The sequence below is a fragment of the Burkholderia sp. SR8 genome (genome assembly GCF_052851275.1).
The window spans coordinates 81,600-104,026 of record NZ_JAULUC010000015.1; the positions used below are offsets into that span (position 1 = coordinate 81,600).

Here is a 22,427-nt window from a genome sequence, read left to right on the forward strand (position 1 = left end):
TCATGGCAAAGTTTTTTATCGATCGCCCGATCTTCGCGTGGGTGATCGCCATCATCCTGATGCTGGCCGGGGTTGCGGCGATCTTCACGCTGCCGATCGCGCAGTATCCGACGATCGCGCCGCCATCGATCCAGATCACCGCGAACTACCCGGGCGCTTCCGCGAAGACGGTGGAAGACACGGTGACGCAGGTGATCGAGCAGCAGATGAGCGGTCTCGACAACTTCCTGTACATGTCGTCGACGAGTGACGACTCGGGCAACGCGACGATCACGCTGACGTTCGCGCCGGGCACCAACGCCGACATCGCGCAGGTGCAGGTGCAGAACAAGCTGTCGCTCGCGACGCCGGTTCTGCCGCAGGTCGTGCAGCAGCTCGGTCTGTCGGTGACGAAGTCGAGCAGCAGCTTCCTGCTGGTGCTCGCCTTCAACTCCGAAGACGGCAGCATGAACAAGTACGACCTCGCGAACTTCGTGGCGTCGCACGTGAAGGATCCGATCAGCCGGCTGAACGGCGTCGGTACCGTCACGCTGTTCGGCTCGCAGTACGCGATGCGGATCTGGCTCGACCCGACCCGCCTGACGAACTACGGCCTCACGCCGGTCGACGTGACGAGCGCAATCACCGCGCAGAACGTGCAGATCGCGGGCGGCCAGATCGGCGGCACGCCGGCGAAGCCGGGCACCGTGCTGCAGGCGACGATCACCGAATCGACGCTGCTGCAGACGCCCGAGCAGTTCGGCAACATCCTGCTGAAGGTGAACCAGGACGGCTCGCAGGTTCGCCTGAAGGACGTCGCGCAGATCGGGCTCGGCGGCGAGAACTACAACTTCGACACGAAGTACAACGGTCAGCCGACCGCAGCACTCGGTATCCAGCTCGCGACCAACGCGAACGCGCTCGCGACCGCGAAGGCCGTGCGCGCGAAGATCGACGAGCTCGCACCGTTCTTCCCGCACGGCCTCGTCGTCAAGTATCCGTACGACACGACGCCGTTCGTGAAGCTGTCGATCGAGGAAGTGGTCAAGACGCTGCTCGAAGGTATCGTGCTCGTGTTCCTCGTGATGTATCTGTTCCTGCAGAACCTGCGGGCGACGATCATCCCGACGATCGCGGTGCCGGTCGTGCTGCTCGGCACGTTCGCGATCATGTCGCTGGTGGGCTTCTCGATCAACACGCTGTCGATGTTCGGCCTCGTGCTCGCGATCGGTCTGCTGGTCGACGATGCGATCGTGGTGGTCGAGAACGTCGAGCGCGTGATGGCGGAAGAGGGGTTGTCGCCGAAGGAGGCGACCCGCAAGGCGATGGGCCAGATCACCGGCGCACTCGTCGGCGTCGCGCTCGTGCTGTCGGCGGTGTTCGTGCCGGTCGCGTTCTCCGGCGGTTCGGTCGGCGCGATCTATCGCCAGTTCTCGCTGACGATCGTGTCCGCGATGGTGCTGTCGGTGCTGGTCGCGTTGATTCTGACGCCCGCACTGTGCGCGACGATCCTCAAGCCGATCCCGCAGGGCCATCACGAAGAGAAGAAGGGCTTCTTCGGCTGGTTCAACCGCACGTTCAACAACAGCCGCGACAAGTACCACGTCGGCGTGCACCACGTGATCAAGCGCTCGGGCCGCTGGCTCATCATCTATCTGGTCGTGATCGTCGCGGTCGGGCTGCTGTTCGTGCGCCTGCCGAAGTCGTTCCTGCCCGATGAAGACCAGGGCCTGATGTTCGTGATCGTGCAGACGCCGTCGGGCTCGACGCAGGAAACGACCGCGAAGACGCTCGCGAACATTTCCGACTACCTGCTGAAGGACGAGAAGGAAATCGTCGAGTCGGCGTTCACGGTCAACGGCTTCAGCTTCGCCGGCCGCGGCCAGAACTCGGGTCTCGTGTTCGTGAAGCTGAAGGACTACTCGCAGCGTCAGCACGCGAACCAGAAGGTCCAGGCGCTGATCGGCCGGATGTTCGGCCGCTACGGCAGCTACAAGGACGCGATCGTGATCCCGTTCAACCCGCCGTCGATTCCGGAACTCGGTACCGCCGCCGGCTTCGACTTCGAGCTGACGGACAACGCCGGTCTCGGCCACGACGCGCTGATGGCCGCGCGCAACCAGCTGCTCGGGATGGCCGCGAAGGATCCGACGCTGCAAGGCGTGCGTCCGAACGGGCTGAACGATACGCCGCAGTACAAGGTCGACATCGATCGCGAGAAGGCGAACGCGCTCGGCGTGACCGCGGATGCGATCGACCAGACGTTCTCGATCGCGTGGGCGTCGAAGTACGTGAACAACTTCCTCGACACCGACGGCCGGATCAAGAAGGTGTACGTGCAGTCCGACGCGCCGTTCCGGATGACGCCGGAGGACATGAACATCTGGTACGTGCGCAACGGGTCGGGCGGGATGGTGCCGTTCAGCGCGTTCGCGACCGGTCACTGGACGTACGGTTCGCCGAAGCTCGAGCGTTACAACGGCGTGTCGGCGATGGAAATCCAGGGTCAGGCCGCACCGGGCAAGTCGACCGGTCAGGCGATGACCGCGATGGAAGGGCTCGCGAAGAAGCTGCCGGTCGGTATCGGCTATTCGTGGACCGGCCTGTCGTTCCAGGAAATCCAGTCGGGCTCGCAGGCGCCGGTGCTGTACGCGATCTCGATCCTGGTCGTGTTCCTGTGTCTCGCGGCACTGTATGAAAGCTGGTCGATCCCGTTCTCGGTGATCATGGTGGTGCCGCTCGGCGTGATCGGCGCACTGCTCGCGGCGACCATGCGCGGCCTCGAGAACGACGTGTTCTTCCAGGTCGGCCTGCTGACCACCGTGGGCTTGTCCGCGAAGAACGCGATCCTGATCGTGGAATTCGCGCGCGAACTGCAGATGACGGAGAAGATGGGGCCGATCGAGGCCGCGCTGGAAGCGGCGCGCCTGCGGCTGCGTCCGATCCTGATGACGTCGCTCGCGTTCATTCTCGGCGTGATGCCGCTCGCGATCAGCAACGGCGCGGGTTCGGCGAGCCAGCACGCGATCGGTACCGGCGTGATCGGCGGGATGATCACGGCGACGTTCCTCGCGATCTTCATGATCCCGATGTTCTTCGTGAAGATCCGTGCGATCTTCAGCGGCGAGAAGGAAGACGTCGACGAGGCGCTGCGCCTGGCTCAGGAGCACTCGCACCACGAAGAGAAGCCGGGCAACGGCGACGAAGGCAACAAGGGACAGTGATGATGCAAAAACACGCTTTGACTGCAATCGCGGTCGCACTGGCCGCCGCGCTCCTTGCCACGGGCTGCACGCTGGCGCCGCATTACAAGCGGCCCGACGCGCCCGTCGCGCAGGCATACCCGGCCGACGGCGTCTATGCGACGCAGCCGGGTGCTGCCGGCGCGCGCAGCGCGAACGGCCAGGCGGCGACCGCCATCGGCTGGCGCGAATTCTTCGTCGATCCGCGCCTGCAGCGGCTGATCGAGATCGCGCTGAAGAACAACCGCGACCTGCGGGTCGCGGTGCTGAACATCGAGGCATCGCGCGCGCAGTACCAGATCACGCGCGCCGGCCTGTTCCCGACGCTCGACGGCACCGGCACGGGCAGCATCCAGCGCCTTCCGGCCGGCGTCTCGACGACGGGCCGGCCGCTGATCACGCGCACCTACAACGTCGGCCTGTCCGCGTCGTGGGAGCTCGACCTGTTCGGTCGCGTGCAGAGCCTGAAGGACCAGGCGCTCGCGCAGTATCTGGCGACGTCGTACGCGCGGCAGGCCACCGAGATCTCGCTCGTGTCGCAAGTCGCGGATCAGTACCTGACGCTGCTGTCGACCGACGACCTGCTGAAGGTCACGGAAAACACGCTGAAGACCGCGCAGGCGTCGTACGACCTGACGAAGCTGCAGTTCGACAACGGCACGGGCTCCGAGCTCGAGCTGCGTCAGGCGCAGACGGTCGTCGAGACGGCGCTCGCGAACCAGCAGGCGCAGGCGCGTGCGCGTGCGCAGGCAGTGAACGCGCTGGTGCTGCTGATCGGCGAGCCGCTGCCGGACGATCTGCCGGCGGGCATGCCGCTCGATGCGCAGAACCTGCTGGCGGACGTGCCGGCGGGCCTGCCGTCGGACCTGCTGACGCGTCGTCCGGACGTGATGCAGGCCGAGCAGACGCTGCTGGCCGCGAACGCGAACATCGGCGCGGCGCGCGCGGCGTTCTTCCCGCGCATTTCGCTGACGGGCGCGTTCGGTACCGCGAGCCCGACGCTCGGCGGGTTGTTCAAGGCCGGCACGGCGGCGTGGTCGTTCGCGCCGCAGATCACGATGCCGATCTTCGAAGGCGGGCAGAACATCGCGAACCTGAACCTCGCGAACGTGCAGAAGCGCATCGAGATCGCGAACTACGAGAAGGCGATCCAGTCGGCGTTCCGCGAAGTGTCGGACGGGCTGGCCGCACGCGGCACGTACGACCAGCAGATCGCCGCGCTCGAGCGCAACGAGCACGCGCAGCAGCGCCGCTTCGATCTGTCGGACCTGCGCTACAAGAACGGTGTCGACAGCTACCTGTCGGTGCTGACCGCGCAGACCGATCTGTACTCGGCACAGCAGACGCTGATCAGCGCACGTCTCGCTCGCTGGACGAACCTCGTCGATCTGTACCGCGCATTGGGCGGCGGCTGGATCCAGCGCGCGGGCGAGACGCCGCGTGCGCCGGACGTGACCGAAGGCTACGACGACAAGGCCGTAGCGCCCGCAAGCGCATCGGCAACCCGCACGAACGGGTAAGCGCGACGGCGGGCAGGGCGGGCGACCGCTCCGGTTCGCCGAAGGCCGCGCCGCCCGGCATGCAACGACGCCACGGACGACAGTTCGTGGCGTTTTTTTGTTCGCATGTCTGGTGCGCGTGGTTTCGCGCCGCATGCGCACGCGTGGCGGTGCGGCATGCGGTCGAGCGACGCGGCCGTCGTACGCGAGTTCGCCGGGCGCTTCCATCGCCGGCAATCGATGGGGCGCCACGCGATACGGCGCACGCCGCCGGCCGGTGGTCGGTGGTCGGCCGGCACCCGGCGCTGCTGTCCGCGGCGTCGTCACGTCAGTGAGGCGCCGCCTTTAACCGCAGCGACGCGGCGCGCTGCACTGCCGCCGACCCACATCCGTACCGCAACGGGCTCGCACCAAGCAAAACGCCACGGCATGCCGTGGCGTCTTTCGTTGCCGCTGCGATGCGCCGTGCGCCGGCGCAGGCAGACCGGTCAGTGATGCACGTCGGCCGGGCGTCCGTCGAAGTCGTGCCCTGCGCGGCGGATTTCGCAACGCGCGTCCTTTTCGCCCTTCACGCCGTTGAACACGATGTTCAGGATCACGGCCGTCGCGGACGCGAGCAGGATGCCGCTGTGCAGGATCGGTGCGAGCGCGGGCGGCAGCTTCGAGAAGAAGTGCGGCGACACGACCGGCACGAGGCCCATGCCGACGCTCACGGCGACGATGAACAGGTTGTGCGAGTTGTTCACGAAGTCGACCTTCGACAGCACCTTGATGCCGTTCGCGGCCACCATCCCGAACATCACGATGCCCGCGCCGCCGAGCACGAACGGCGGCACCGACGCGACGACCTGCGCCATCTTCGGGAACAGGCCGAGCAGCACCAGGATCACGCCGCCCGTCGCGCAGACGAACCGGCTCTTCACGCCCGTCACGCCGATCAGGCCGACGTTCTGCGAGAACGACGTATGCGGGAACGAGTTGAAGATGCCGCCGATCAGCGTGCCGAGGCCGTCGACGCGCAGGCCGCGCACGAGGCGCTCCTGGTTGACCGGACGATCGACCATGTCGCCGACCGCGAGGAACATCCCGGTCGATTCGATGAACGTGACGAACATCACCGTGACCATCGTCGCGATCGACAGCGGATCGAAGTGCGGCAGGCCGAAGTGGAACGGCATCACGAAGCCGACCCACGGTGCGTGTGCGACGCCGTCGGTATTCACGCGGCCGATCGCGAACGCGATCACGAAGCCGGCGACGATGCCGAGCAGCACCGAGATGTTCGCGAGGAAGCCGCGGCCGTACTTGTTGATCAGCAGGATCAGCGTGAGCACGAGCAGCGACAGGCCGAGGTAGACGGGGCTGCCGTATTCGGGGTTGCCGACGCCGCCGGCCGCCCAGTTGATCCCGACTTCCATCAGCGACAGCCCGATCACCGCGATCACCGTGCCGACGACGACGGGCGGGAAGAACCGCAACAGCTTGCCGATCATCGGCGCGAGCACGATGCCGATGATGCCGGCCGCGATCGTCGAGCCGAAGATGTCGAGAATGCCGAGGCCGGGGTTGGTGCCGATCGCGATCATCGGGCCGACTGCCGCGAACGTGCAGCCCATGATGACGGGCAGGCGGATGCCGAAGATCCACAGTCCGAGCGTCTGGATCAGCGTCGCGATGCCGCACGAAAACAGATCGGCGCTGATCAGGAACGCGATCTGGTCTTTGGGCAGCTTCAGCGCGCCGCCGACGATGAGCGGCACGGCGACGGCGCCGGCGTACATGACGAGGACGTGCTGGAGACCAAGCGTTACAAGCTTGCCGGTCGGCAGCACCTCATCGCACGGATGGACCGTGTTCGATTGCATCTGTCTCACTCCATGATCTTGTATTCGGGGTGATACGAAGTTATGCGGAATGCCACATCGCAACAAGAGCGCTGGGTTCTATTCCGTTCTTTGCTGGTTCGATATGCCATTTCGGCATGAAAGAGGGTGTCGATCATCGGGAAACGCCGCTGGAGTGAGGTTTCCCGGTTTTATAGCCGTCCAAAATAGCGCGGGCCCCCGTGTCAAATATCGGTGGCTTTATGGTGTGTATCGCGAGCGCGGCATAGTGGCAAAAACGACCGGTGAAAAATCGTGCCGGGTTAACCCGCGAGCGGGCGTTCGGGCGGGCCCGGTGCAGCCCGGTGGCACCTGGCATGCGCGGCCGCGCTTGCGCATCGTCACGACGACAAAAAGCGCCGCTTCGGCCGGGCCGCATGTCGCGATCCCGCTATCATCGATATCCGTTTACTCGAATACGCGATCCTGTCATGCGCCTGCTCGGAATCGACCTCGGCACCGGCTCCGTCAAACTCGTCACGCTTGATGCCGATGGCGTCGAACGCGCCGTCGCGAGCGAACCTTATGCGTTGTCGTCACCGCAGCCCGGCTGGGCCGAAATCGCGCCCGACGTGTGGTGGCACGCGCTCGTGCGCGCCGCTGCGCGGCTGCCGGCCGGCGAGCGCGAGCAGGTGGCCGCGATCGGCTTCTCCGGGCAGATGCATGGCGTCGTGCCGATCGATGCGCACGGGCAGCCGGTGCGGCCCGCGATGCTGTGGCCCGATACGCGCGCGGTGCGCGAAGCGGATCCGGCGAATTGGCCCGTCGCCGGATTGCCCGTCGCCGGTTTGCCCGTCGCCCCGAATCCCGTCGCGCCGGGGATGGCGGGCCCGCTGTTGCGCTGGCTGGCCGCACATGAACCGCATGCGCTGCAGGCCGCGCGCTGGGCCGTGCAGCCGAAGGACTGGTTGCGCGTCGCACTCGGCGGCGACGTCGCGGCCGATCCGAGCGATGCGTGCGCGACCGCGCTCGCGACGCCGGACGGCGCGTGGGATACGGCGCTGATCGACACGCTGGGTCTGCCGCGCGACCGCTTCGCGCCAGTGCGCGCGTCGGGCGCGCGCTGCGGCGTGCTCGGTGCGAAGGCCGCGGCGGCGCTCGGGCTGCCGGCCGGCGTGCCGCTTGCGACCGGCGCGGCCGATACCGCATGCGCGGCGCTCGGCAGCGGGCTCGTCGCGGCCGGCGACGCGCTGCTCACCACCGGCAGCGGCGGCCAGATCGTCGTGCTCGCGGACGTGCTGCCGCCTGCGCGGCGCGGGCTGCATCGCTATCGCACCGCGGCCGGCGGCGGCTATTACACGATGGCCGCGATGCAGAACGTCGGGCTCGCGCTCGAAGCGGTGCGCGGCTGGCTCGGCTATCCGCAGTGGGCGGACGCGTACGACGACGCGTTCGCGCAGCCGGCGTCCGAGCGGTTGTGCTTCCTGCCGTACCTGACGGGTGAGCGTTCGCCGTGGATGAATCCCGATGCGCGCGGCGGCTGGCTCGGCCTCGGTCTCGGCGACACGCGCGGCGCGATGATGCGCGCCGCGTTCGAAGGGGTCGCGTTCGCGTTGCGTGCGGGGCTCGATGCGATCCGCGACGCGAACCGCGCCGATCCGGTCACGACGCTGCGTCTGGCCGGCGGCGGCTCGGTCGATCCGCGCTGGCGCCAGTTGCTCGCGGATGCGCTCGGCGCATCGCTCGCCGCGGTCGATTGCCCGAACGCCGCGACGCGCGGCGCCGCGCTGCTCGCGGGCGTCGCGATCGGACACTGGCGCGACGACGCGCTGCGCACGCTTGCACCGGCCGCGTCGCCGGTCGCCGCGCCGCGCGACGATCGCGCGCTGGCCGCGCGCCACGCGCGTTTCATCGACCTGTATGCGCGTACGGATGCATGGTTCACGACCGGCGTTTAAACTCGGGCACGTGTCGTTTTGCGTCGCCGATGACGCGTCGTGGCAAGCCGGCGGCTGTTTCGCGCGCGCGACGCGTGGCGCGATCGGCGATCATGGCGAGCACGATGCGATGTCGCCGTGCCGGTTGCGAGCCCGCGCGGCACGGCTCGACCCAATGACGCGCGCGCCGCTCGACAATCGTCGCGGCAGCGCCGACCCGATGAAGAAGGGCGAATCGCTTCGCCCGATCGTGCTGTATTGAACGGAAGGGAATCCCATGCTCGAACTCGTTTCTTCGCATGCTTGCCACGGCGGCGAGCAACGCTTCTATCGCCACGATTCGACGGCCATCGGCCTGCCGATGAAATTCTCGGTGTACCTGCCGCCGCAGGCCGCGCACGGCCGCGTGCCGGTGCTGTTCTATCTCGCGGGGCTCACGTGCACCGACGAGACGTTCGCGATCAAGGGCGGCGCGCAGCAGTACGCGGCGCAGCACGGCGTCGCGCTCGTGATGCCCGATACGAGCCCGCGCGGCGCGGGCGTACCGGGTGAAGCCGATGCATGGGATTTCGGTGTCGGCGCGGGTTTCTACGTCGATGCGACTCAGGCGCCGTGGTCCACGCATTACCGGATGGAGTCGTACGTGACGGGCGAGCTGCGGGAACTCGTCACGAGCGAGCTGCCGATCGATGGCGCACGGCTCGGGATCTTCGGCCACTCGATGGGCGGGCACGGCGCGCTGACGCTCGCGCTGCGTCATCCGGGCCTGTATCGCTCGGTGTCGGCGTTCGCGCCGATCGCGGCGCCGACGCGCTGCCCGTGGGGCGAGAAGGCGTTCTCCGGCTATCTCGGCGACGATCGCGACGCATGGAAGCAGCACGATGCGAGCGAGCTCGTCGCGCGTGCGGATGCGCCGAAGTTCGCGGACGGCATCCTCGTCGACCAGGGCCTCGCCGACCAGTTCCTCGCGAACCAGCTGAACCCCGACGTGTTCGAAGCCGCGTGCGAGAAGGCCGGCCAGCCGCTGACGCTGCGCCGCCATGAAGGCTACGACCACGGCTACTACTTCATCTCGACGTTCGTCGCCGATCACATCGCGCATCATGCGCGTGTGCTGGCCCGGTGAACGCGGCAAGCAGATAACGCACACGTCGCGCGGCAAACCGCGCGCGTAAAAAAAACGCCGGCGCCGCCCCTCGGGCACGCCGGCGTTTTCGTTGCCGCCGAGCGGACGCGACGCTCAGTGGCGCCGCAACAAGCTCGCCCCATACACGAGCGCGGACAACGCCGTGATCCAGAAGCTCGTCGGCCAGTCGGTGTGATATGCGAACGCGATCCCGACCCACGCTTCGAACAGCGCGAACAGCGCGGCGAGCAGCACGCCGGTCGACAGCCGCGTCGACACGTTCTGCGCGGCCGCGGCCGGCCCGACGAGCAGCGTGAACACCAGCAGCACGCCGACGATCTGCGTGGCCGCGGCGACCGCGAGCGCGCACACCGCGAGGAACAGCACCGACACCGTGCGCAGCGATACGCCTTTCGCCTCGGCCAGTTCCGGCTGCAGCGACGCGAACAGCAGCGGCCGCGCGATCAGCGCAAGGGCGGCGAGGCTCACCGCGCCGATGCCGGCCAGTACCGCGAGCGTGTCGCGGCTCACCGCGAGCACGTTGCCGAACAGCAGCGCGGTGACCTGCGTCGCGAACGACGTGTAGAAGTGCAGGAACAACAGGCCGAAGCCGAGCGCGCCCGACAGGATCACGCCGATCGCGACGTCGCGGCCCGCGAGCCGTTCGCCGAGCGCGCCCATCCCGATTCCGGCCGCGAGCGTGAAGCCGACCATTCCCCAGATCGGCGAGATGCCGAGCAGCACCGCGCCGGTCGCGCCGGTGAAGCCGACGTGCGACAGCGCATGGCCGGCGAAGGTCTGTCCGCGCAGCACCAGGAAGTAGCCGACGATGCCCGCGAGCACCGCGACGATTCCCGACGCGGCGAACGCGTTGATCATGAAGTCGTATTCAAACATCGTGCGAATGCCCGGGATGAGCGTGTCCGTGGTGGTGATGGCCGTGGCCGCCGCCGTGCGAATGGCCGTCGTCGTCCTCGTGTTCGTGATCGTGCTTCTCGATTTCCACGTCGCCGGACATCACGAAGATCCTGCCGTTCACGCGCATCACGTCGATCGGCGACCCGTAGAGCCGCGACAGCACCGGCTTCGTGATCACTTCGTCGACGGTGCCGAGCGCCGCGACGCCGTTGCCGAGATACAGCACGCGATCAAGCGCGTTCAGCAGCGGATTCAGCTCGTGCGCGGAAAACAGCACGGTGATGCCGAGCTCGCGCTGCACGTTGCGCACGAGTTCGACGACGCCGCGCTGATGATTCGGATCGAGGCTGATCAGCGGCTCGTCGAGCAGCAGCAGCTTCGGGCTGCCGAGCAGGCACTGCGCGAGCAGCAGCCGCTGCCGCTCGCCGCCCGACAGCTCGGACAGCGGCCGGCGCGCGAGCGCCGGGCCGCCGACGAGGTCGAGCACGCGATCGACGTCGCGCCGCGTCGCGGCGTTCGTGTGCGGCAGCCCCCAGCGGTGGCCGTCGGCGGCCATCGCGACGAAATCGTAGCCGCGCATCCGGCGATTCGCGAGGCCGCTGCGGATCTGCGGCATGTAGCCGATCGACGCGTTGCCGCGCTCGACCGGCACGCCGCCGACCGACAGCGTGCCGCCCGTGACCGGCACGAGGCCGAGCACCGCGCGCATCAGCGTCGTCTTGCCCGCGCCGTTCGGGCCGAGCACGCCGACGAATTCGCCGGGTTCGATCGAGAAGCTCACGTCGCGCAGGATCGTGCGGCCGCCCAGTTCGAGCGTGACGCGATCGAGTGCGAGGGCGTGGGGAGTGGCGCTCATGTCGTGATGTCGGTCATTTCTTGCTGGCGGAAAGCGCGGCCGCGAGCGCGTCGAGCTGGCCGGCCATCCATTGCTGGAAGGTCCTGCCGGCCGGCTGCGTCTCGGTGACGCTCACGGTCGGTACGCCGCCGTCGCGCGCGATCTTCAGCAGGCGCTTCGTCATCGGTGCTTCGGCCTGGCTGTTGTAGATCAGCGCGCGCACCTGCTTCTTGCGCAGGTCGTTCTCGAACGCGGCGACGTCCTGCGCGCTCGCCTCCGTATCGTTCATCGTCGCGAGCTGGAAGCGCTGGTTGCGCATGTCGAGGCCGATCGCGTCGGACATGTAGCCGAACACCGGCTCGGTGGCCGTGACCGGCACGCCCTTGTACTGCGCGCGCAGCGCGGCGATCTTGTCGTCGACGGGCTTCAGCGACGCGACGAACTTCTGCAGGTTCGCGTCGTAGTCGGCCTTGTTCGCCGGGTCCGCACGGCCGAGCTCGGCCGCGATCGCGCGCGCGGCGGCCGGCATCGTCGCCGGGTCGTACCACAGGTGCGGGTTGTCGCCGGCCTTCTTGCCGACCAGATCGGCGACGACGATCGTCGCGCGCTTGCCCTGCTTCGCTGCGGACAGCAGCTTGTCCATCCATGGATCGTAGTTCGCGCCGTTGTAGATCACGACCTGCGCGCGCTGCAGTGCGCGCGCGGTCTTCGGGCTCGCTTCGAACAGATGCGGGTCCTGTTCGGGATTGCTGAGGATGCTGGTGACCGCGACATGGCTGCCGCCGATCTGCGACGCGACGTCGCCATAGAAGTTCTCGGCCGCGACGACGTTGACGGTCGCTGCATGCGCGACGCCGGGTGCGGCGATCGACAGCACGGCGGCTGCAGCGGTGAGCAGGCGGGCAAGCGGCAGGGCGCGCCGCGGCGCGCGCTTCAGGGCAATGGACATGAAACTCCTCGTTGAAAAGGGCGGCGCGGTGCGCCGCGGGGTGCGGCGTCAGCGTTGCGCGGGCTTGCCCTTGCAGTGCCCGCACAGGCCGTTCAGCTCGACGACCTGATGGTGGACTTCGAACCCGTGCGCGGGCTCGCTCGCGGACAGCTGCTTCGCGAGGTCGCTGCCCGGGATCTCGACGGTCTCGCCGCACGAATCGCAGATCAGGAACTGGCCTTCGTGCGGCACGCCGATCTCGCAGCACGCGAAGAACGCGTTCTTCGATTCGATCCGGTGGATGAAGCCGTGCTCGACGAGGAAATCCAGCGCGCGATAGACGGTCGTCGGCGGCACGCGGCCGCGCTGCGGCTCGAGCTCGGCGAGCAGGTCGTACGCGCCGATCGGGCGCTGCGCGGCCAGCACGCGTTCGTAGACCTGGCGGCGCAGCGGCGTCCACGCGAGCCCGTGCTCGGCGGCGAATGCGTCGGCCCGGGACAGCCGGGCGTCGATGGGCGATGAGGTGGCCATGGCGTGAGGCAGGCGATGAAACGAAGTATCGCGATGATATAACGTATCTTCCCGCCGTGCAGCGCGAATTCGCCACCGCACGGCCGCTCCGTCCCCTTCGTCGCCGTTTCAGCCGCGCCGCACCCAGCGCGCCGCGCCTTGCCGCGCGGGGCGCGCCGACCCGTAGCGCAGCCCGCCGTGCGGCAGCGCATCATCGAAAGCCGTCGTGCCGCCTTGACAGCGTCAATCGCGTATCCGATCATTCGACCAACAACAGAGCAATTGATCGGTCAGCGAGCGTTCGCTCACCTCGCGACCTTCGAGCAGCAGAACGAACCGGAGACAACCAGTGAGACTGGCAGACAAGGTCGCGATCCTGACGGGCGCGGCAAGCGGCATCGGCGAAGCGGTCGCGCAACGCTATCTGGACGAGGGCGCGCGCTGCGTGCTGGTGGACCTGAAGCCCGCGAGCGGTTCGCTCGCCCGGCTGATCGAGGCCAACCCGGGCCGCGCGGTGGCCGTCACGGCCGACGTCACGCGCCGTGACGACATCGAGCGCATCGTCGCGACTGCCGTCGAACGTTTCGGCGGCGTCGACATCCTGTTCAACAACGCGGCGCTGTTCGACATGCGCCCGCTCCTCGACGAATCCTGGGACGTGTTCGACCGGCTGTTCGCGGTCAACGTGAAAGGGCTGTTCTTCCTGATGCAGGCCGTCGCGCAGCGGATGGTCGAGCAGGGCCGCGGCGGCAAGATCGTCAACATGTCGTCGCAGGCAGGGCGTCGCGGCGAGGCGCTCGTTTCGCACTACTGCGCGACCAAGGCGGCGGTGATCAGCTACACGCAGTCGGCCGCGCTCGCGCTCGCGCCGCACCGGATCAACGTGAACGGCATCGCGCCGGGCGTGGTCGACACGCCGATGTGGGAGCAGGTCGATGCGCTCTTTGCACGCTACGAGAACCGGCCGCTCGGCGAGAAGAAGCGGCTCGTCGGCGAAGCCGTGCCGCTTGGCCGCATGGGCGTGCCCGGCGACCTGACGGGCGCCGCGCTGTTCCTCGCGTCGGCCGATGCCGACTACATCACCGCCCAGACGCTGAACGTCGACGGCGGCAACTGGATGAGCTGACATGCCGCCGCTCGCACGCGCAACCCTGGCGGATCCGCTGCGCGCGGCCGCTGCCGCACGAGGGCACGCCTGATGGCCGAGATCGTGGTTGCCGGCGAACTGCTGGCCGAATTCGTCGCCGCCGAGCGCGGCCAGGGCTTCGATGCGCCGGGCCTGTTCGCCGGCCCGTTCCCGAGCGGCGCGCCGGCGATCTTCGCCGACCAGGCCGCGCGGCTCGGCGCACGCGTCGCGTATGCGGGCTGCGTCGGCCGCGACGCGTTCGGCGATGCGATCGTCGCACGGCTCGAACGCGACGGCGTCGACGTCGCGCGCATCCGCCGCGTCGCGCGCCCGACCGGCACCGCGTTCGTCGCGTATCGCGACGACGGCTCGCGCAGCTTCGTGTTCAGCTTGTCCACCAGCGCGGCCGCGTGCGTCGACGCAACCGACGTCGATACCGCGATGTTCGACGGCTGCCGCTACTTTCACGTGATGGGCTCGTCGCTGACGAGCGAATCGGCGATCGCGGCCGTGCAGCGCGGCGTGATCGAGGCCGCACGCGCCGGCGCGAAGGTGTCGTTCGACCCGAACGTGCGGCCCGAGATGCTGAGCTTCCGGCCGATGCGCGCAGCGCTCGACGCGATGCTCGCCGCGTGCCACCTGTTCCTGCCGAGCGAGGCCGACCTGCCGTTCTTCTGCGGGCCGCAGCCGGCCGAGCGCGCGATCGCCGGGCTGCTCGCGACGCATCCGCTGCTCGAGCGCGTCGTGCTCAAGCGCGGCGCGGCCGGCAGTGTCGCGTTCGATCGTGCGAGCCGCGTCGACGCGCAGGCTTATCCTGTCGACGAACTCGATCCGACCGGCGCCGGCGACTGCTTCGGCGGCACGCTGGTCGCGAGCCTCGTCGCGGGCCTGCCGGTCGACATCGCGCTGCGCCGCGCGAACGCGGCCGGCGCGATCGCGGTCACGCGGCGCGGCCCGATGGAGGGCAACAGCAGCGCGGCCGAGATCGACCGCTTCCTGACCGAACGAGGTGTCGCATGTCCGGCCTGACGACCATCGCCGAGCAAGCACGCACCGCGCACGCGCAGACCGTGCTGCGGATGATCTTCGACGCGAACCGCGCGGACGCGCAGCGCGGCATCTATTCGATCTGCAGCGCGCACCGGCTCGTGCTGGAGGCCGCATGCGAGGCCGCGCGCGCCGATGGCTCGCCGCTGCTGATCGAGGCGACCTGCAACCAGGTGAACCATCTCGGCGGCTACACGGGCATGACGCCCGCCGACTTCCGGCGCGACGTCGATGCGATCGCGCAGCGCTGCGGGCTTGCGCCGTCGGCGCTCGTGCTCGGCGGCGATCATCTCGGGCCGAATCCGTGGCGGCACCGCCGCGCGGCCGATGCGATGCGCGAAGCGGCCGCGATGGTCGCGGCCTATGTCGAAGCCGGCTTCGAGAAGATCCACCTCGACGCGAGCATGGCGTGCGCGGACGATCCGGTGCGGCTCGACGACCGCACGATCGCCGCGCGTGCGGCCGAGCTGTGCCGTGCCGCGGAAGATGCGGCGGCGCGCGCGGGCGTCGCGCCCGTCTACGTGATCGGCACCGAGGTGCCGACGCCGGGCGGCGAACTGGCCGGCGACGGCGATGCCGACGGCGCCGCGATCGCGCGGATCGCCGTCACGCGCACCGACAGCATCGCCGCGACGCTCGATGCGCACCGCGGCGCGTTCGCGGCGGCCGGGCTCGACGACGCATGGACGCGCGTGGTCGCGATCGTCGCGCAGCCGGGCGTCGATTTCGACGATCGTCACGTGCTCGACTACGACAGCGCGAAGGCCGCGTCGCTCGGCGCGAGCATCCTGCGCACGCCGCGCCTCGTGTTCGAGGCGCATTCGACCGACTACCAGACCGAAGCCGCGCTCGCCGCGCTCGTGCGCGACCATTTCGCGGTGCTGAAGGTCGGTCCCGCGCTGACCTTCGCGCTGCGCGAGGCGCTGTTCGCGCTCACGTTCATCGAGGACGCGCTGATCGACGCCGCGCAGCGTTCGCGCCTGCGCGACGTCGTCGACGCCGCGATGCGCGCGCAGCCCGAACACTGGGCGCCGTACTACCGCGGCGACGAGACCGAGCAGCGGCTCGCGCGCCAGTTCGGCTACAGCGACCGGATCCGCTATTACTGGCTGCAGCCGGCCGTCGCGGCGGCGGTCGAGCAGCTGTTCGACAATCTCGCGCGGCAGCCGGTGCCGGAAACGCTCGTCGCGCAGTGGCTGCCGGACGTGTACGCGGCGTGCCGCGCGGGCGGCCTCGCGAAGGAGCCGCGCGCGTGGGTGCGCCACCGGATACGCGACGTGATCGCGCACTATGCGCGCGCGTGCGGGATGCAGCGGCCGGCATGACGGGCCGCGAAGGAAGTTCGGCAACACGACATACGCACTACGCAACACGCAACACCGACGACAGTTCGAACAATCACTGGAGACATGCCATGCAACGAAAGATGCTCGATGCCGCCGTACGCTGCTTTGCCGGAGCCGCGCTCGCGACGGCCGCGTGCGCGGCGTCCGCCGGCACGCTGACGATCGCGACGCTGAACAACCCGGACATGATCGAGTTGAAGAAGCTGTCGCCGGCGTTCGAGAAGGCGAACCCGGACATCAAGCTGAACTGGGTGATCCTCGAGGAGAACGTGCTGCGCCAGCGCGCGACCACCGACATCACGACCGGCAGCGGCCAGTTCGACGTGATGGCGATCGGTACCTACGAGACGCCGCAGTGGGGCAAGCGCGGCTGGCTCGCGCCGATGACCGGACTGCCGGCCGACTACGACCTGAACGACATCGTGAAGACCGCGCGCGACAGCCTGTCGTACAACGGCCAACTGTATGCGCTGCCGTTCTACGTCGAAAGCTCGATGACGTTCTACCGCAAGGACCTGTTCGCGGCGAAGGGGCTCAAGATGCCCGACCAGCCGACCTACGACCAGATCGCCGAGTTCGCGGACAAGCTCACCGACAAGGCGAAGGGCACCTACGGGATCTGCCTGCGCGGCAAGGCCGGGTGGGGCGAGAACATGGCGTACGTGTCGACGGTCGTGAACACGTTCGGCGGGCGCTGGTTCGACGAGAAGTGGAACGCGCAGCTGACGTCGCCGGAATGGAAGAAGGCGATCAATTTCTACGTGAACCTGCTGAAGAAGGACGGCCCGCCGGGAGCGAGCTCGAACGGCTTCAACGAGAACCTGACGCTGACCGCATCGGGCAAGTGCGCGATGTGGATCGACGCGACGGTCGCGGCCGGCATGCTCTACAACAAGCAGCAGTCGCAGGTCGCCGACAAGATCGGGTTCGCGGCCGCGCCGGTCGCCGTCACGCCGAAGGGCTCGCACTGGCTGTGGGCGTGGGCGCTCGCCGTGCCGAAGACGTCGAAGCAGCAGGATGCGGCGCGCAAGTTCATCGCGTGGGCGACGTCGAAGCAGTACATCGAGATGGTCGGCAAGGACGAAGGCTGGGCATCGGTACCGCCGGGCACGCGCACGTCGACGTATCAGCGCGCCGAGTACAAGGCCGCCGCGCCGTTCTCGGACTTCGTGCTGAAGGCGATCGAGACGGCCGACCCGAACGATCCGTCGCTGAAGAAGGTGCCGTACACGGGCGTGCAGTACGTCGGGATTCCTGAATTCCAGTCGTTCGGCACGGTGGTCGGGCAGGCGATCGCGGGTGCGGTGGCCGGCCAGATGTCGGTCGACCAGGCGCTCGCTGCCGGGCAGGCCGCCGCGGACCGGGCAGTGCGGCAGGCCGGCTACAAGAAGTAACGCGGGCGGTAACGCGGCTTGCCCCGTGCGCGCTGCCGCACGCGGGGCCAGCCGCCGAAGCGGCAACGCGGGCAGGCCGTTCGCGCCCGCGCATCAACCGGAGGGACTCCGATCATGCGTCATTTACGTCTTCCCCTGAGCCACGCGCCGTCGGTCGGCGACGCGTCGTCGCCGCCCGGCGCGCCGCGCCGCGCGCGCGGCGCGAGCTGGCTCGTGTCGCCGTCCGTCGCGGTGCTGCTGCTGTGGATGTCGATTCCGCTCGCGATGACGATCTGGTATTCGTTCTCGCGCTACAACCTGCTGAACCCGGACGTGAAGGGTTTCGCCGGGCTCGACAACTACCGCTTCCTGGCGACCGATCCGTCGTTCCTGCCCGCGATCTGGCACACGCTCGTGCTGATCGGCGCGGTGCTCGCGATCACCGTGGTCGGCGGCGTGCTGATGGCCGTGCTGTTCGACCGCAAGTTCTACGGGCAGGGCATCGCGCGGCTGCTCGCGATCGCGCCGTTCTTCGTGATGCCGACGGTCGCCGCGCTGATCTGGAAGAACATGATCCTGCATCCGGTGTACGGGCTCGTCGCGAACGCGATGCGCGCGCTCGGCTTGACGCCGGTCGACTGGTTCGCCGATTACCCGCTCACCGCGGTGATCATGATCGTCGCGTGGCAGTGGCTGCCGTTCGCGTTCCTGATCCTGTTCACCGCGATCCAGTCGCTCGACCAGGAGCAGAAGGAAGCCGCGCGCATCGACGGCGCGGGCCCGATCGCGATGTTCTTCTACATCACGCTGCCGCACCTGAAGCGGGCGATCGCCGTGGTCGTGATGATGGAGACGATCTTCCTGCTGTCGATCTTCGCGGAAATCTACACGACGACGGGCGGCGGCCCCGGCGACGCGACGACCAACCTGTCGTACCTGATCTACGCGCTCGGCCTGCAGCAGTTCGACGTCGGCCTCGCATCCGCGGGCGGGATCATCGCCGTCGTGGTCGCGAACGTCGTGTCGTTCTTCCTGGTGCGGATGCTCGCGCGCAACCTGAAGGGGGAGTACGAGAAATGAGCGACCTGACTATCGAAGGCCGGCGCGCGCCGGCCCCGTTCGAGCTCGTGCGGCGCGCGCTGCCCGGCGCGCTCGCCTGGCTGCTCGCGCTGCTGCTGTTCTTCCCGATCTTCTGGATGGCGATCACCGCGTTCAAGACCGAGCAGCAGGCGTATGCGTCGACGCTGTTCTTCATGCCGACGCTCGACAGCTTCCGCGAGGTGTTCGCGCGCAGCAACTATTTCGCGTTCGCATGGAACTCGGTGCTGATCTCGGCGGGCGTCACGGCGATCTCGCTGCTGCTCGCGGTGCCGGCCGCGTATGCGATGGCGTTCTTCCCGAACCACCGCACGCAGAAGGTGCTGCTGTGGATGCTGTCGACCAAGATGATGCCGTCGGTCGGCGTGCTGGTGCCGATCTACCTGCTGTGGAAGAACGCTGGGCTGCTCGATACCGTATCGGGCCTCGTGATCGTGTATACGCTGATCAACCTGCCGATCGCGGTGTGGATGACCTTCACGTACTTCAACGAGATTCCGAAGGACATTCTCGAAGCCGGCCGCATCGACGGCGCGTCGACGTGGCAGGAGATCGTCTACCTGCTGATGCCGATGGCGCTGCCGGGGCTCGCATCGACCGCGCTGCTGCTCGTGATCCTGTCGTGGAACGAGGCGTTCTGGAGCATCAACCTGTCGAGCTCGAACGCGGCGCCGCTGACCGTGTTCATCGCGTCGTACTCGAGCCCCGAAGGTCTGTTCTGGGCGAAGCTGTCCGCCGCGTCGCTGCTCGCGGTCGCGCCGATCCTGATCGTCGGCTGGCTGTCGCAGAAGCAGCTGGTGCGCGGGCTCACGTTCGGGGCCGTCAAATGACGGCGGCCGGCGAGGGCGGGGCGCGTCACGGCATGAACGTGCTGATCTGCGATTGCGACGGCGTGCTGATCGACAGCGAGGCCGTCGCCGCCGACGTGCTCGTGCGCGAACTCGACGCGCGCTGGCCGGGCATCGATGCGCGGCCGGCGGTGATGCCGCTGCTCGGGCTGCGGATCGAGCGCGTGCTGGCCGGCGCGAGCGAGGCCGTCGGCCGCACGCTGTCTGCCGACGACGTTGACGCGATCCGCCGCGCGGTCGAAGCGGCGGCCGTCAACGCGCCGATGGTCGACGGCATCGATACGGCGCTCGCGGCGATCGAGCTGACGACCGCGTGTGCGAGCAACAGCTACCGCGCGTACGTCGAAGCGGCGCTCGCGCGCACCGGCCTCGCGCGCTTCTTCGGCGACCGGCTGTTTTGCGCGGACGCCGTCGCGCAGCCGAAGCCGGCGCCCGACGTGTATCTGGCGGCCGCACGCGCGCTCGGCGCGCTGCCCGCGCAGTGCCTCGTCGTCGAGGACAGCGTGACCGGCATCACCGCGGCCGCCGCGGCCGGCATGACCGTGCTCGGCTTCGTCGGCGGCGGCCATGCGTCGGCCGCGCAGATCGATGCGCTGCGCGGGATCGGCGCGCGGCACGTCTTCGACGACATGCACGAGCTGCCCGGCTACGTCGCGCGCTGGCAGGCGACGGGCGCCGTGCTGCCGGGCTAGCGGCCACGAACGATCGCGCGCGGCGTCGCCGCGGCGCATGACGAAACATCAAGCATCACGAACGAACGGAGACAGACCATGGCAAGCGTGCTCCTGCGCAATATCGCGAAGCGCTACGACGATACCGAAGTGCTGCGCAACGTGAACCTCGACATCGCCGACGGCGAATTCGTCGTGTTCGTCGGGCCGAGCGGCTGCGGCAAATCGACGTTGATGCGGATGATCGCCGGGCTCGAGGACATCTCGAGCGGCGACCTGCTGATCGACGGCGCGAAGGTCAACGACGTGCCGAGCGCGAAGCGCGGCATCGCGATGGTGTTCCAGTCGTATGCGCTGTATCCGCACATGACGCTGTACGACAACATGGCGTTCGGCCTGAAGCTCGCGGGCGCAAAGAAGCCCGAGATCGACCAGGCGGTGAAGCAGGCCGCGAAGATCCTGCACATCGATCACCTGCTCGACCGCAAGCCGAAGCAGCTGTCGGGCGGGCAGCGGCAGCGCGTCGCGATCGGCCGCGCGATCACGCGCAAGCCGAAGGTGTTCCTGTTCGACGAGCCGCTGTCGAACCTCGACGCCGCGCTGCGCGTGAAGATGCGGCTGGAATTCGCGCGGCTGCACGACGAGCTGAAGACGACGATGATCTACGTGACGCACGACCAGGTCGAGGCGATGACGCTCGCCGACAAGATCGTCGTGCTGTCGGGCGGCGCGGTGCAGCAGGTCGGCACGCCGAACGAGCTGTACCACGCGCCGGCGAACCAGTTCGTCGCCGGTTTCATCGGTTCGCCGAAGATGAACTTCCTGAAGGGCACGGTCGAGTCGGCCGATGCGGCCGGTGTGCTGGTGCGCTTCGACAGCGGCGAGACGCAGCACGTCGCGGTCGAAGCAGCGGGGCTGCAGCGCGGCGCGGCCGTGACGGTCGGCGTGCGGCCCGAGCATCTGCTGGTGGGGGCGGCGGCCGACGGTGTCGCCGCGCGGACGATGGCGGTCGAGTCGCTCGGCGATGCCGCGTACCTGTATGCGGAGTCGGCAGTCGCGCCGGACGGGCTGATCGCGCGGATTCCGCCGCTCGACACGTACCGTACGGGCGAGGCGCTGCACGTGCATGCGCAGGCCGAGCATTGCCACCTGTTCGATGACGCGGGGCAGGCGTTGCGGCGGTTGAGCGCGCACGCGAAGGCGGCTTGACGGCTGCTCGCCGGTTACAACGGCAAATGCCCGGCCATGTGATCGACGAACGCGCGCAGCTTCGGCATCGGATGGCGGCCCGACGGCCATAGCACGTAGAACGGCGTGCGGCTCACGACGTGATCGTCGAGCACCGCGCGCAGCCTGCCGTCGTCGAGCGCATCGCGCACGAAGAACTCGGGCAGGCATGCGATGCCGAGCCCGCGCAGCGCGAAGCACAAGCGCGTCTCGGCGTTGTTGCTGACCATCGAGACGGGCAGCGCCGGCGGCGTGCCGGCGCGCGGGGCACGCACCGGCCAGATCTCCAGCTTGCCGCTGCTCGGAAACCGGTAGTGCAGGCAGCGGTGCTGCGCGAGATCGGCCGGCGTGCGCGGGGTGCCGTGCCGTTCGAGATAGTCGGGCGACGCGACCAGGTGCTGGCGGAAGTGGCCGAGCAGCCGCGACGACAGCCGCGAATCGGTCGGCCGGCCGGTGCGCAGCACCACGTCGAAGCCTTCGTCGACCACGTCGACGATCCGGTCGCTGAAGTCGATGTCGAGCTCGATTTCCGGATACGCGGCCATGAAATCGGCGAGCACCGGCAGCAGCAGCGTGCCAATCGTCGGCAGGCTCACGCGCAGCCGCCCGCGCGGCGCCTCGGCGCTCTGCGTCAATTCCCGCTCGGCCGCGTCGATTTCGGCGATCACGCGCCGGCATCGCTCCAGGAACCGCGCGCCTTCCGCAGTCAGCGTGATGCTGCGCGTGCTGCGGTGAAAGAGCCGCACGTTCAGTCGCGCTTCGAGCCGCGCGATGCGCTTGCCGATCGCCGACGCCGACAGCCCGAGCGCACGGCCGGCCGCGACGAAGCTGCGCGTTTCCGCGACCTGGACAAACACGACGAAGCCGCCAAGATTTTCCATGCAGGTTCCCGAT

At 68.5% G+C, this 22,427-nt stretch carries 18 protein-coding genes; 12 read left to right on the forward strand and 6 right to left on the reverse strand.

Features of this window, described 5'->3' with window-relative positions; genetic code table 11:
- The first annotated feature begins 2 nt into the window (after positions 1 to 2).
- Complete coding sequence (gene bpeB, locus Q3A80_RS19880; protein WP_446330604.1) at positions 3 to 3,203, forward strand: efflux RND transporter permease BpeB; 3,201 nt, start codon at positions 3 to 5, stop codon at positions 3,201 to 3,203.
- Positions 3,203 to 4,741: an efflux transporter outer membrane subunit gene (locus tag Q3A80_RS19885; protein ID WP_446330605.1), complete on the forward strand. Its 1,539-nt coding sequence runs from the start codon at positions 3,203 to 3,205 to the stop codon at positions 4,739 to 4,741. Before bpeB ends, Q3A80_RS19885 begins: the two co-directional genes overlap by 1 nt.
- A gap of 467 nt (positions 4,742 to 5,208) precedes the next feature.
- Here the strand turns inward: Q3A80_RS19885 and Q3A80_RS19890 are convergent, their stop codons facing one another.
- Entirely contained in the window at positions 5,209 to 6,585 is a 1,377-nt protein-coding gene (locus tag Q3A80_RS19890; RefSeq protein WP_446330606.1) for a nucleobase:cation symporter-2 family protein, read from the reverse strand.
- 449 nt (positions 6,586 to 7,034) lie between these two features.
- On the opposite strand from Q3A80_RS19890, the gene Q3A80_RS19895 reads away from it, so the two are divergent.
- Complete coding sequence (locus tag Q3A80_RS19895; protein ID WP_446330607.1) at positions 7,035 to 8,501, forward strand: xylulokinase; 1,467 nt, start codon at positions 7,035 to 7,037, stop codon at positions 8,499 to 8,501.
- 256 nt (positions 8,502 to 8,757) lie between these two features.
- Positions 8,758 to 9,606 carry an S-formylglutathione hydrolase gene (gene fghA, locus Q3A80_RS19900; protein ID WP_446330608.1) on the forward strand — a complete coding sequence of 283 codons (849 nt, stop codon included), beginning with the start codon at positions 8,758 to 8,760 and terminating at the stop codon, positions 9,604 to 9,606.
- Between the two features lie 114 nt (positions 9,607 to 9,720).
- Here fghA and Q3A80_RS19905 read toward each other — a convergent pair whose 3' ends face one another.
- Genes Q3A80_RS19905 through Q3A80_RS19920 form a run of 4 tightly spaced genes read right to left on the reverse strand, consistent with a single transcriptional unit; the run spans position 9,721 to position 12,818 of the window.
- Positions 9,721 to 10,503 carry a metal ABC transporter permease gene (locus Q3A80_RS19905; protein ID WP_446330609.1) on the reverse strand — a complete coding sequence of 261 codons (783 nt, stop codon included), beginning with the start codon at positions 10,501 to 10,503 and terminating at the stop codon, positions 9,721 to 9,723.
- Positions 10,496 to 11,380 carry an ABC transporter ATP-binding protein gene (locus tag Q3A80_RS19910; RefSeq protein WP_446330610.1) on the reverse strand — a complete coding sequence of 295 codons (885 nt, stop codon included), beginning with the start codon at positions 11,378 to 11,380 and terminating at the stop codon, positions 10,496 to 10,498. Before Q3A80_RS19910 ends, Q3A80_RS19905 begins: the two co-directional genes overlap by 8 nt.
- Before the next feature lie 13 nt (positions 11,381 to 11,393).
- On the reverse strand, positions 11,394 to 12,308 hold the full coding sequence (locus Q3A80_RS19915; protein WP_446330611.1) for a metal ABC transporter solute-binding protein, Zn/Mn family: 915 nt from the start codon (positions 12,306 to 12,308) through the stop codon (positions 11,394 to 11,396).
- Positions 12,309 to 12,356: 48 nt separating this feature from the next.
- The gene (locus Q3A80_RS19920; RefSeq protein ID WP_014896195.1) at positions 12,357 to 12,818 is read right to left on the reverse strand and encodes a Fur family transcriptional regulator; all 462 of its coding nucleotides are present in this window, start codon (positions 12,816 to 12,818) and stop codon (positions 12,357 to 12,359) included.
- A gap of 328 nt (positions 12,819 to 13,146) precedes the next feature.
- On the opposite strand from Q3A80_RS19920, the gene Q3A80_RS19925 reads away from it, so the two are divergent.
- The 8 genes from Q3A80_RS19925 to Q3A80_RS19960 all read left to right on the forward strand — a co-directional run bounded on the left by Q3A80_RS19925 (position 13,147) and on the right by Q3A80_RS19960 (position 21,515).
- The gene (locus Q3A80_RS19925) at positions 13,147 to 13,923 is read left to right on the forward strand and encodes an L-iditol 2-dehydrogenase (RefSeq protein ID WP_446330612.1); all 777 of its coding nucleotides are present in this window, start codon (positions 13,147 to 13,149) and stop codon (positions 13,921 to 13,923) included.
- A gap of 72 nt (positions 13,924 to 13,995) precedes the next feature.
- Positions 13,996 to 14,952, forward strand: a complete 957-nt coding sequence (locus tag Q3A80_RS19930) for a sugar kinase (protein WP_446330613.1) — start codon at positions 13,996 to 13,998, stop codon at positions 14,950 to 14,952.
- The gene (locus Q3A80_RS19935) at positions 14,940 to 16,295 is read left to right on the forward strand and encodes a D-tagatose-bisphosphate aldolase, class II, non-catalytic subunit (RefSeq protein WP_446330614.1); all 1,356 of its coding nucleotides are present in this window, start codon (positions 14,940 to 14,942) and stop codon (positions 16,293 to 16,295) included. Before Q3A80_RS19930 ends, Q3A80_RS19935 begins: the two co-directional genes overlap by 13 nt.
- Positions 16,296 to 16,384: 89 nt before the next feature.
- Positions 16,385 to 17,710, forward strand: a complete 1,326-nt coding sequence (locus Q3A80_RS19940; RefSeq protein WP_446330615.1) for an ABC transporter substrate-binding protein — start codon at positions 16,385 to 16,387, stop codon at positions 17,708 to 17,710.
- Positions 17,711 to 17,824: 114 nt separating this feature from the next.
- Complete coding sequence (locus Q3A80_RS19945; RefSeq protein ID WP_446330616.1) at positions 17,825 to 18,769, forward strand: carbohydrate ABC transporter permease; 945 nt, start codon at positions 17,825 to 17,827, stop codon at positions 18,767 to 18,769.
- Entirely contained in the window at positions 18,766 to 19,617 is an 852-nt protein-coding gene (locus tag Q3A80_RS19950) for a carbohydrate ABC transporter permease (RefSeq protein WP_446330617.1), read from the forward strand. Before Q3A80_RS19945 ends, Q3A80_RS19950 begins: the two co-directional genes overlap by 4 nt.
- Positions 19,614 to 20,327, forward strand: coding sequence for an HAD family hydrolase (locus Q3A80_RS19955; protein ID WP_446330618.1), 714 nt, complete (start codon positions 19,614 to 19,616; stop codon positions 20,325 to 20,327). The genes Q3A80_RS19950 and Q3A80_RS19955 overlap by 4 nt, the downstream gene beginning before the upstream one ends.
- 78 nt (positions 20,328 to 20,405) lie before the next feature.
- Complete coding sequence (locus Q3A80_RS19960) at positions 20,406 to 21,515, forward strand: ABC transporter ATP-binding protein (protein WP_446330619.1); 1,110 nt, start codon at positions 20,406 to 20,408, stop codon at positions 21,513 to 21,515.
- A gap of 14 nt (positions 21,516 to 21,529) precedes the next feature.
- On the opposite strand, the gene Q3A80_RS19965 is transcribed toward Q3A80_RS19960, so the two are convergent.
- Positions 21,530 to 22,414: a LysR family transcriptional regulator gene (locus Q3A80_RS19965; protein WP_446330620.1), complete on the reverse strand. Its 885-nt coding sequence runs from the start codon at positions 22,412 to 22,414 to the stop codon at positions 21,530 to 21,532.
- Between the last annotated feature and the right edge of the window lie 13 nt (positions 22,415 to 22,427).

Bases quoted from the DNA above. Each gene is read 5' to 3' on its own strand.
- Q3A80_RS19930 (WP_446330613.1), top strand. From the start codon at position 13,996: ATGGCCGAGATCGTGGTTGCCGGCGAACTGCTGGCCGAATTCGTCGCC.
- Q3A80_RS19965 (WP_446330620.1), bottom strand. From the start codon at position 22,414: ATGGAAAATCTTGGCGGCTTCGTCGTGTTTGTCCAGGTCGCGGAAACG.
- Q3A80_RS19935 (WP_446330614.1), top strand. From the start codon at position 14,940: ATGTCCGGCCTGACGACCATCGCCGAGCAAGCACGCACCGCGCACGCG.
- bpeB (WP_446330604.1), top strand. From the start codon at position 3: ATGGCAAAGTTTTTTATCGATCGCCCGATCTTCGCGTGGGTGATCGCC.
- fghA (WP_446330608.1), top strand. From the start codon at position 8,758: ATGCTCGAACTCGTTTCTTCGCATGCTTGCCACGGCGGCGAGCAACGC.
- Q3A80_RS19945 (WP_446330616.1), top strand. From the start codon at position 17,825: ATGCGTCATTTACGTCTTCCCCTGAGCCACGCGCCGTCGGTCGGCGAC.
- Q3A80_RS19950 (WP_446330617.1), top strand. From the start codon at position 18,766: ATGAGCGACCTGACTATCGAAGGCCGGCGCGCGCCGGCCCCGTTCGAG.
- Q3A80_RS19905 (WP_446330609.1), bottom strand. From the start codon at position 10,503: ATGTTTGAATACGACTTCATGATCAACGCGTTCGCCGCGTCGGGAATC.
- Q3A80_RS19920 (WP_014896195.1), bottom strand. From the start codon at position 12,818: ATGGCCACCTCATCGCCCATCGACGCCCGGCTGTCCCGGGCCGACGCA.
- Q3A80_RS19960 (WP_446330619.1), top strand. From the start codon at position 20,406: ATGGCAAGCGTGCTCCTGCGCAATATCGCGAAGCGCTACGACGATACC.
- Q3A80_RS19890 (WP_446330606.1), bottom strand. From the start codon at position 6,585: ATGCAATCGAACACGGTCCATCCGTGCGATGAGGTGCTGCCGACCGGC.
- Q3A80_RS19895 (WP_446330607.1), top strand. From the start codon at position 7,035: ATGCGCCTGCTCGGAATCGACCTCGGCACCGGCTCCGTCAAACTCGTC.
- Q3A80_RS19940 (WP_446330615.1), top strand. From the start codon at position 16,385: ATGCAACGAAAGATGCTCGATGCCGCCGTACGCTGCTTTGCCGGAGCC.
- Q3A80_RS19910 (WP_446330610.1), bottom strand. From the start codon at position 11,380: ATGAGCGCCACTCCCCACGCCCTCGCACTCGATCGCGTCACGCTCGAA.
- Q3A80_RS19915 (WP_446330611.1), bottom strand. From the start codon at position 12,308: ATGTCCATTGCCCTGAAGCGCGCGCCGCGGCGCGCCCTGCCGCTTGCC.
- Q3A80_RS19885 (WP_446330605.1), top strand. From the start codon at position 3,203: ATGATGCAAAAACACGCTTTGACTGCAATCGCGGTCGCACTGGCCGCC.
- Q3A80_RS19955 (WP_446330618.1), top strand. From the start codon at position 19,614: ATGACGGCGGCCGGCGAGGGCGGGGCGCGTCACGGCATGAACGTGCTG.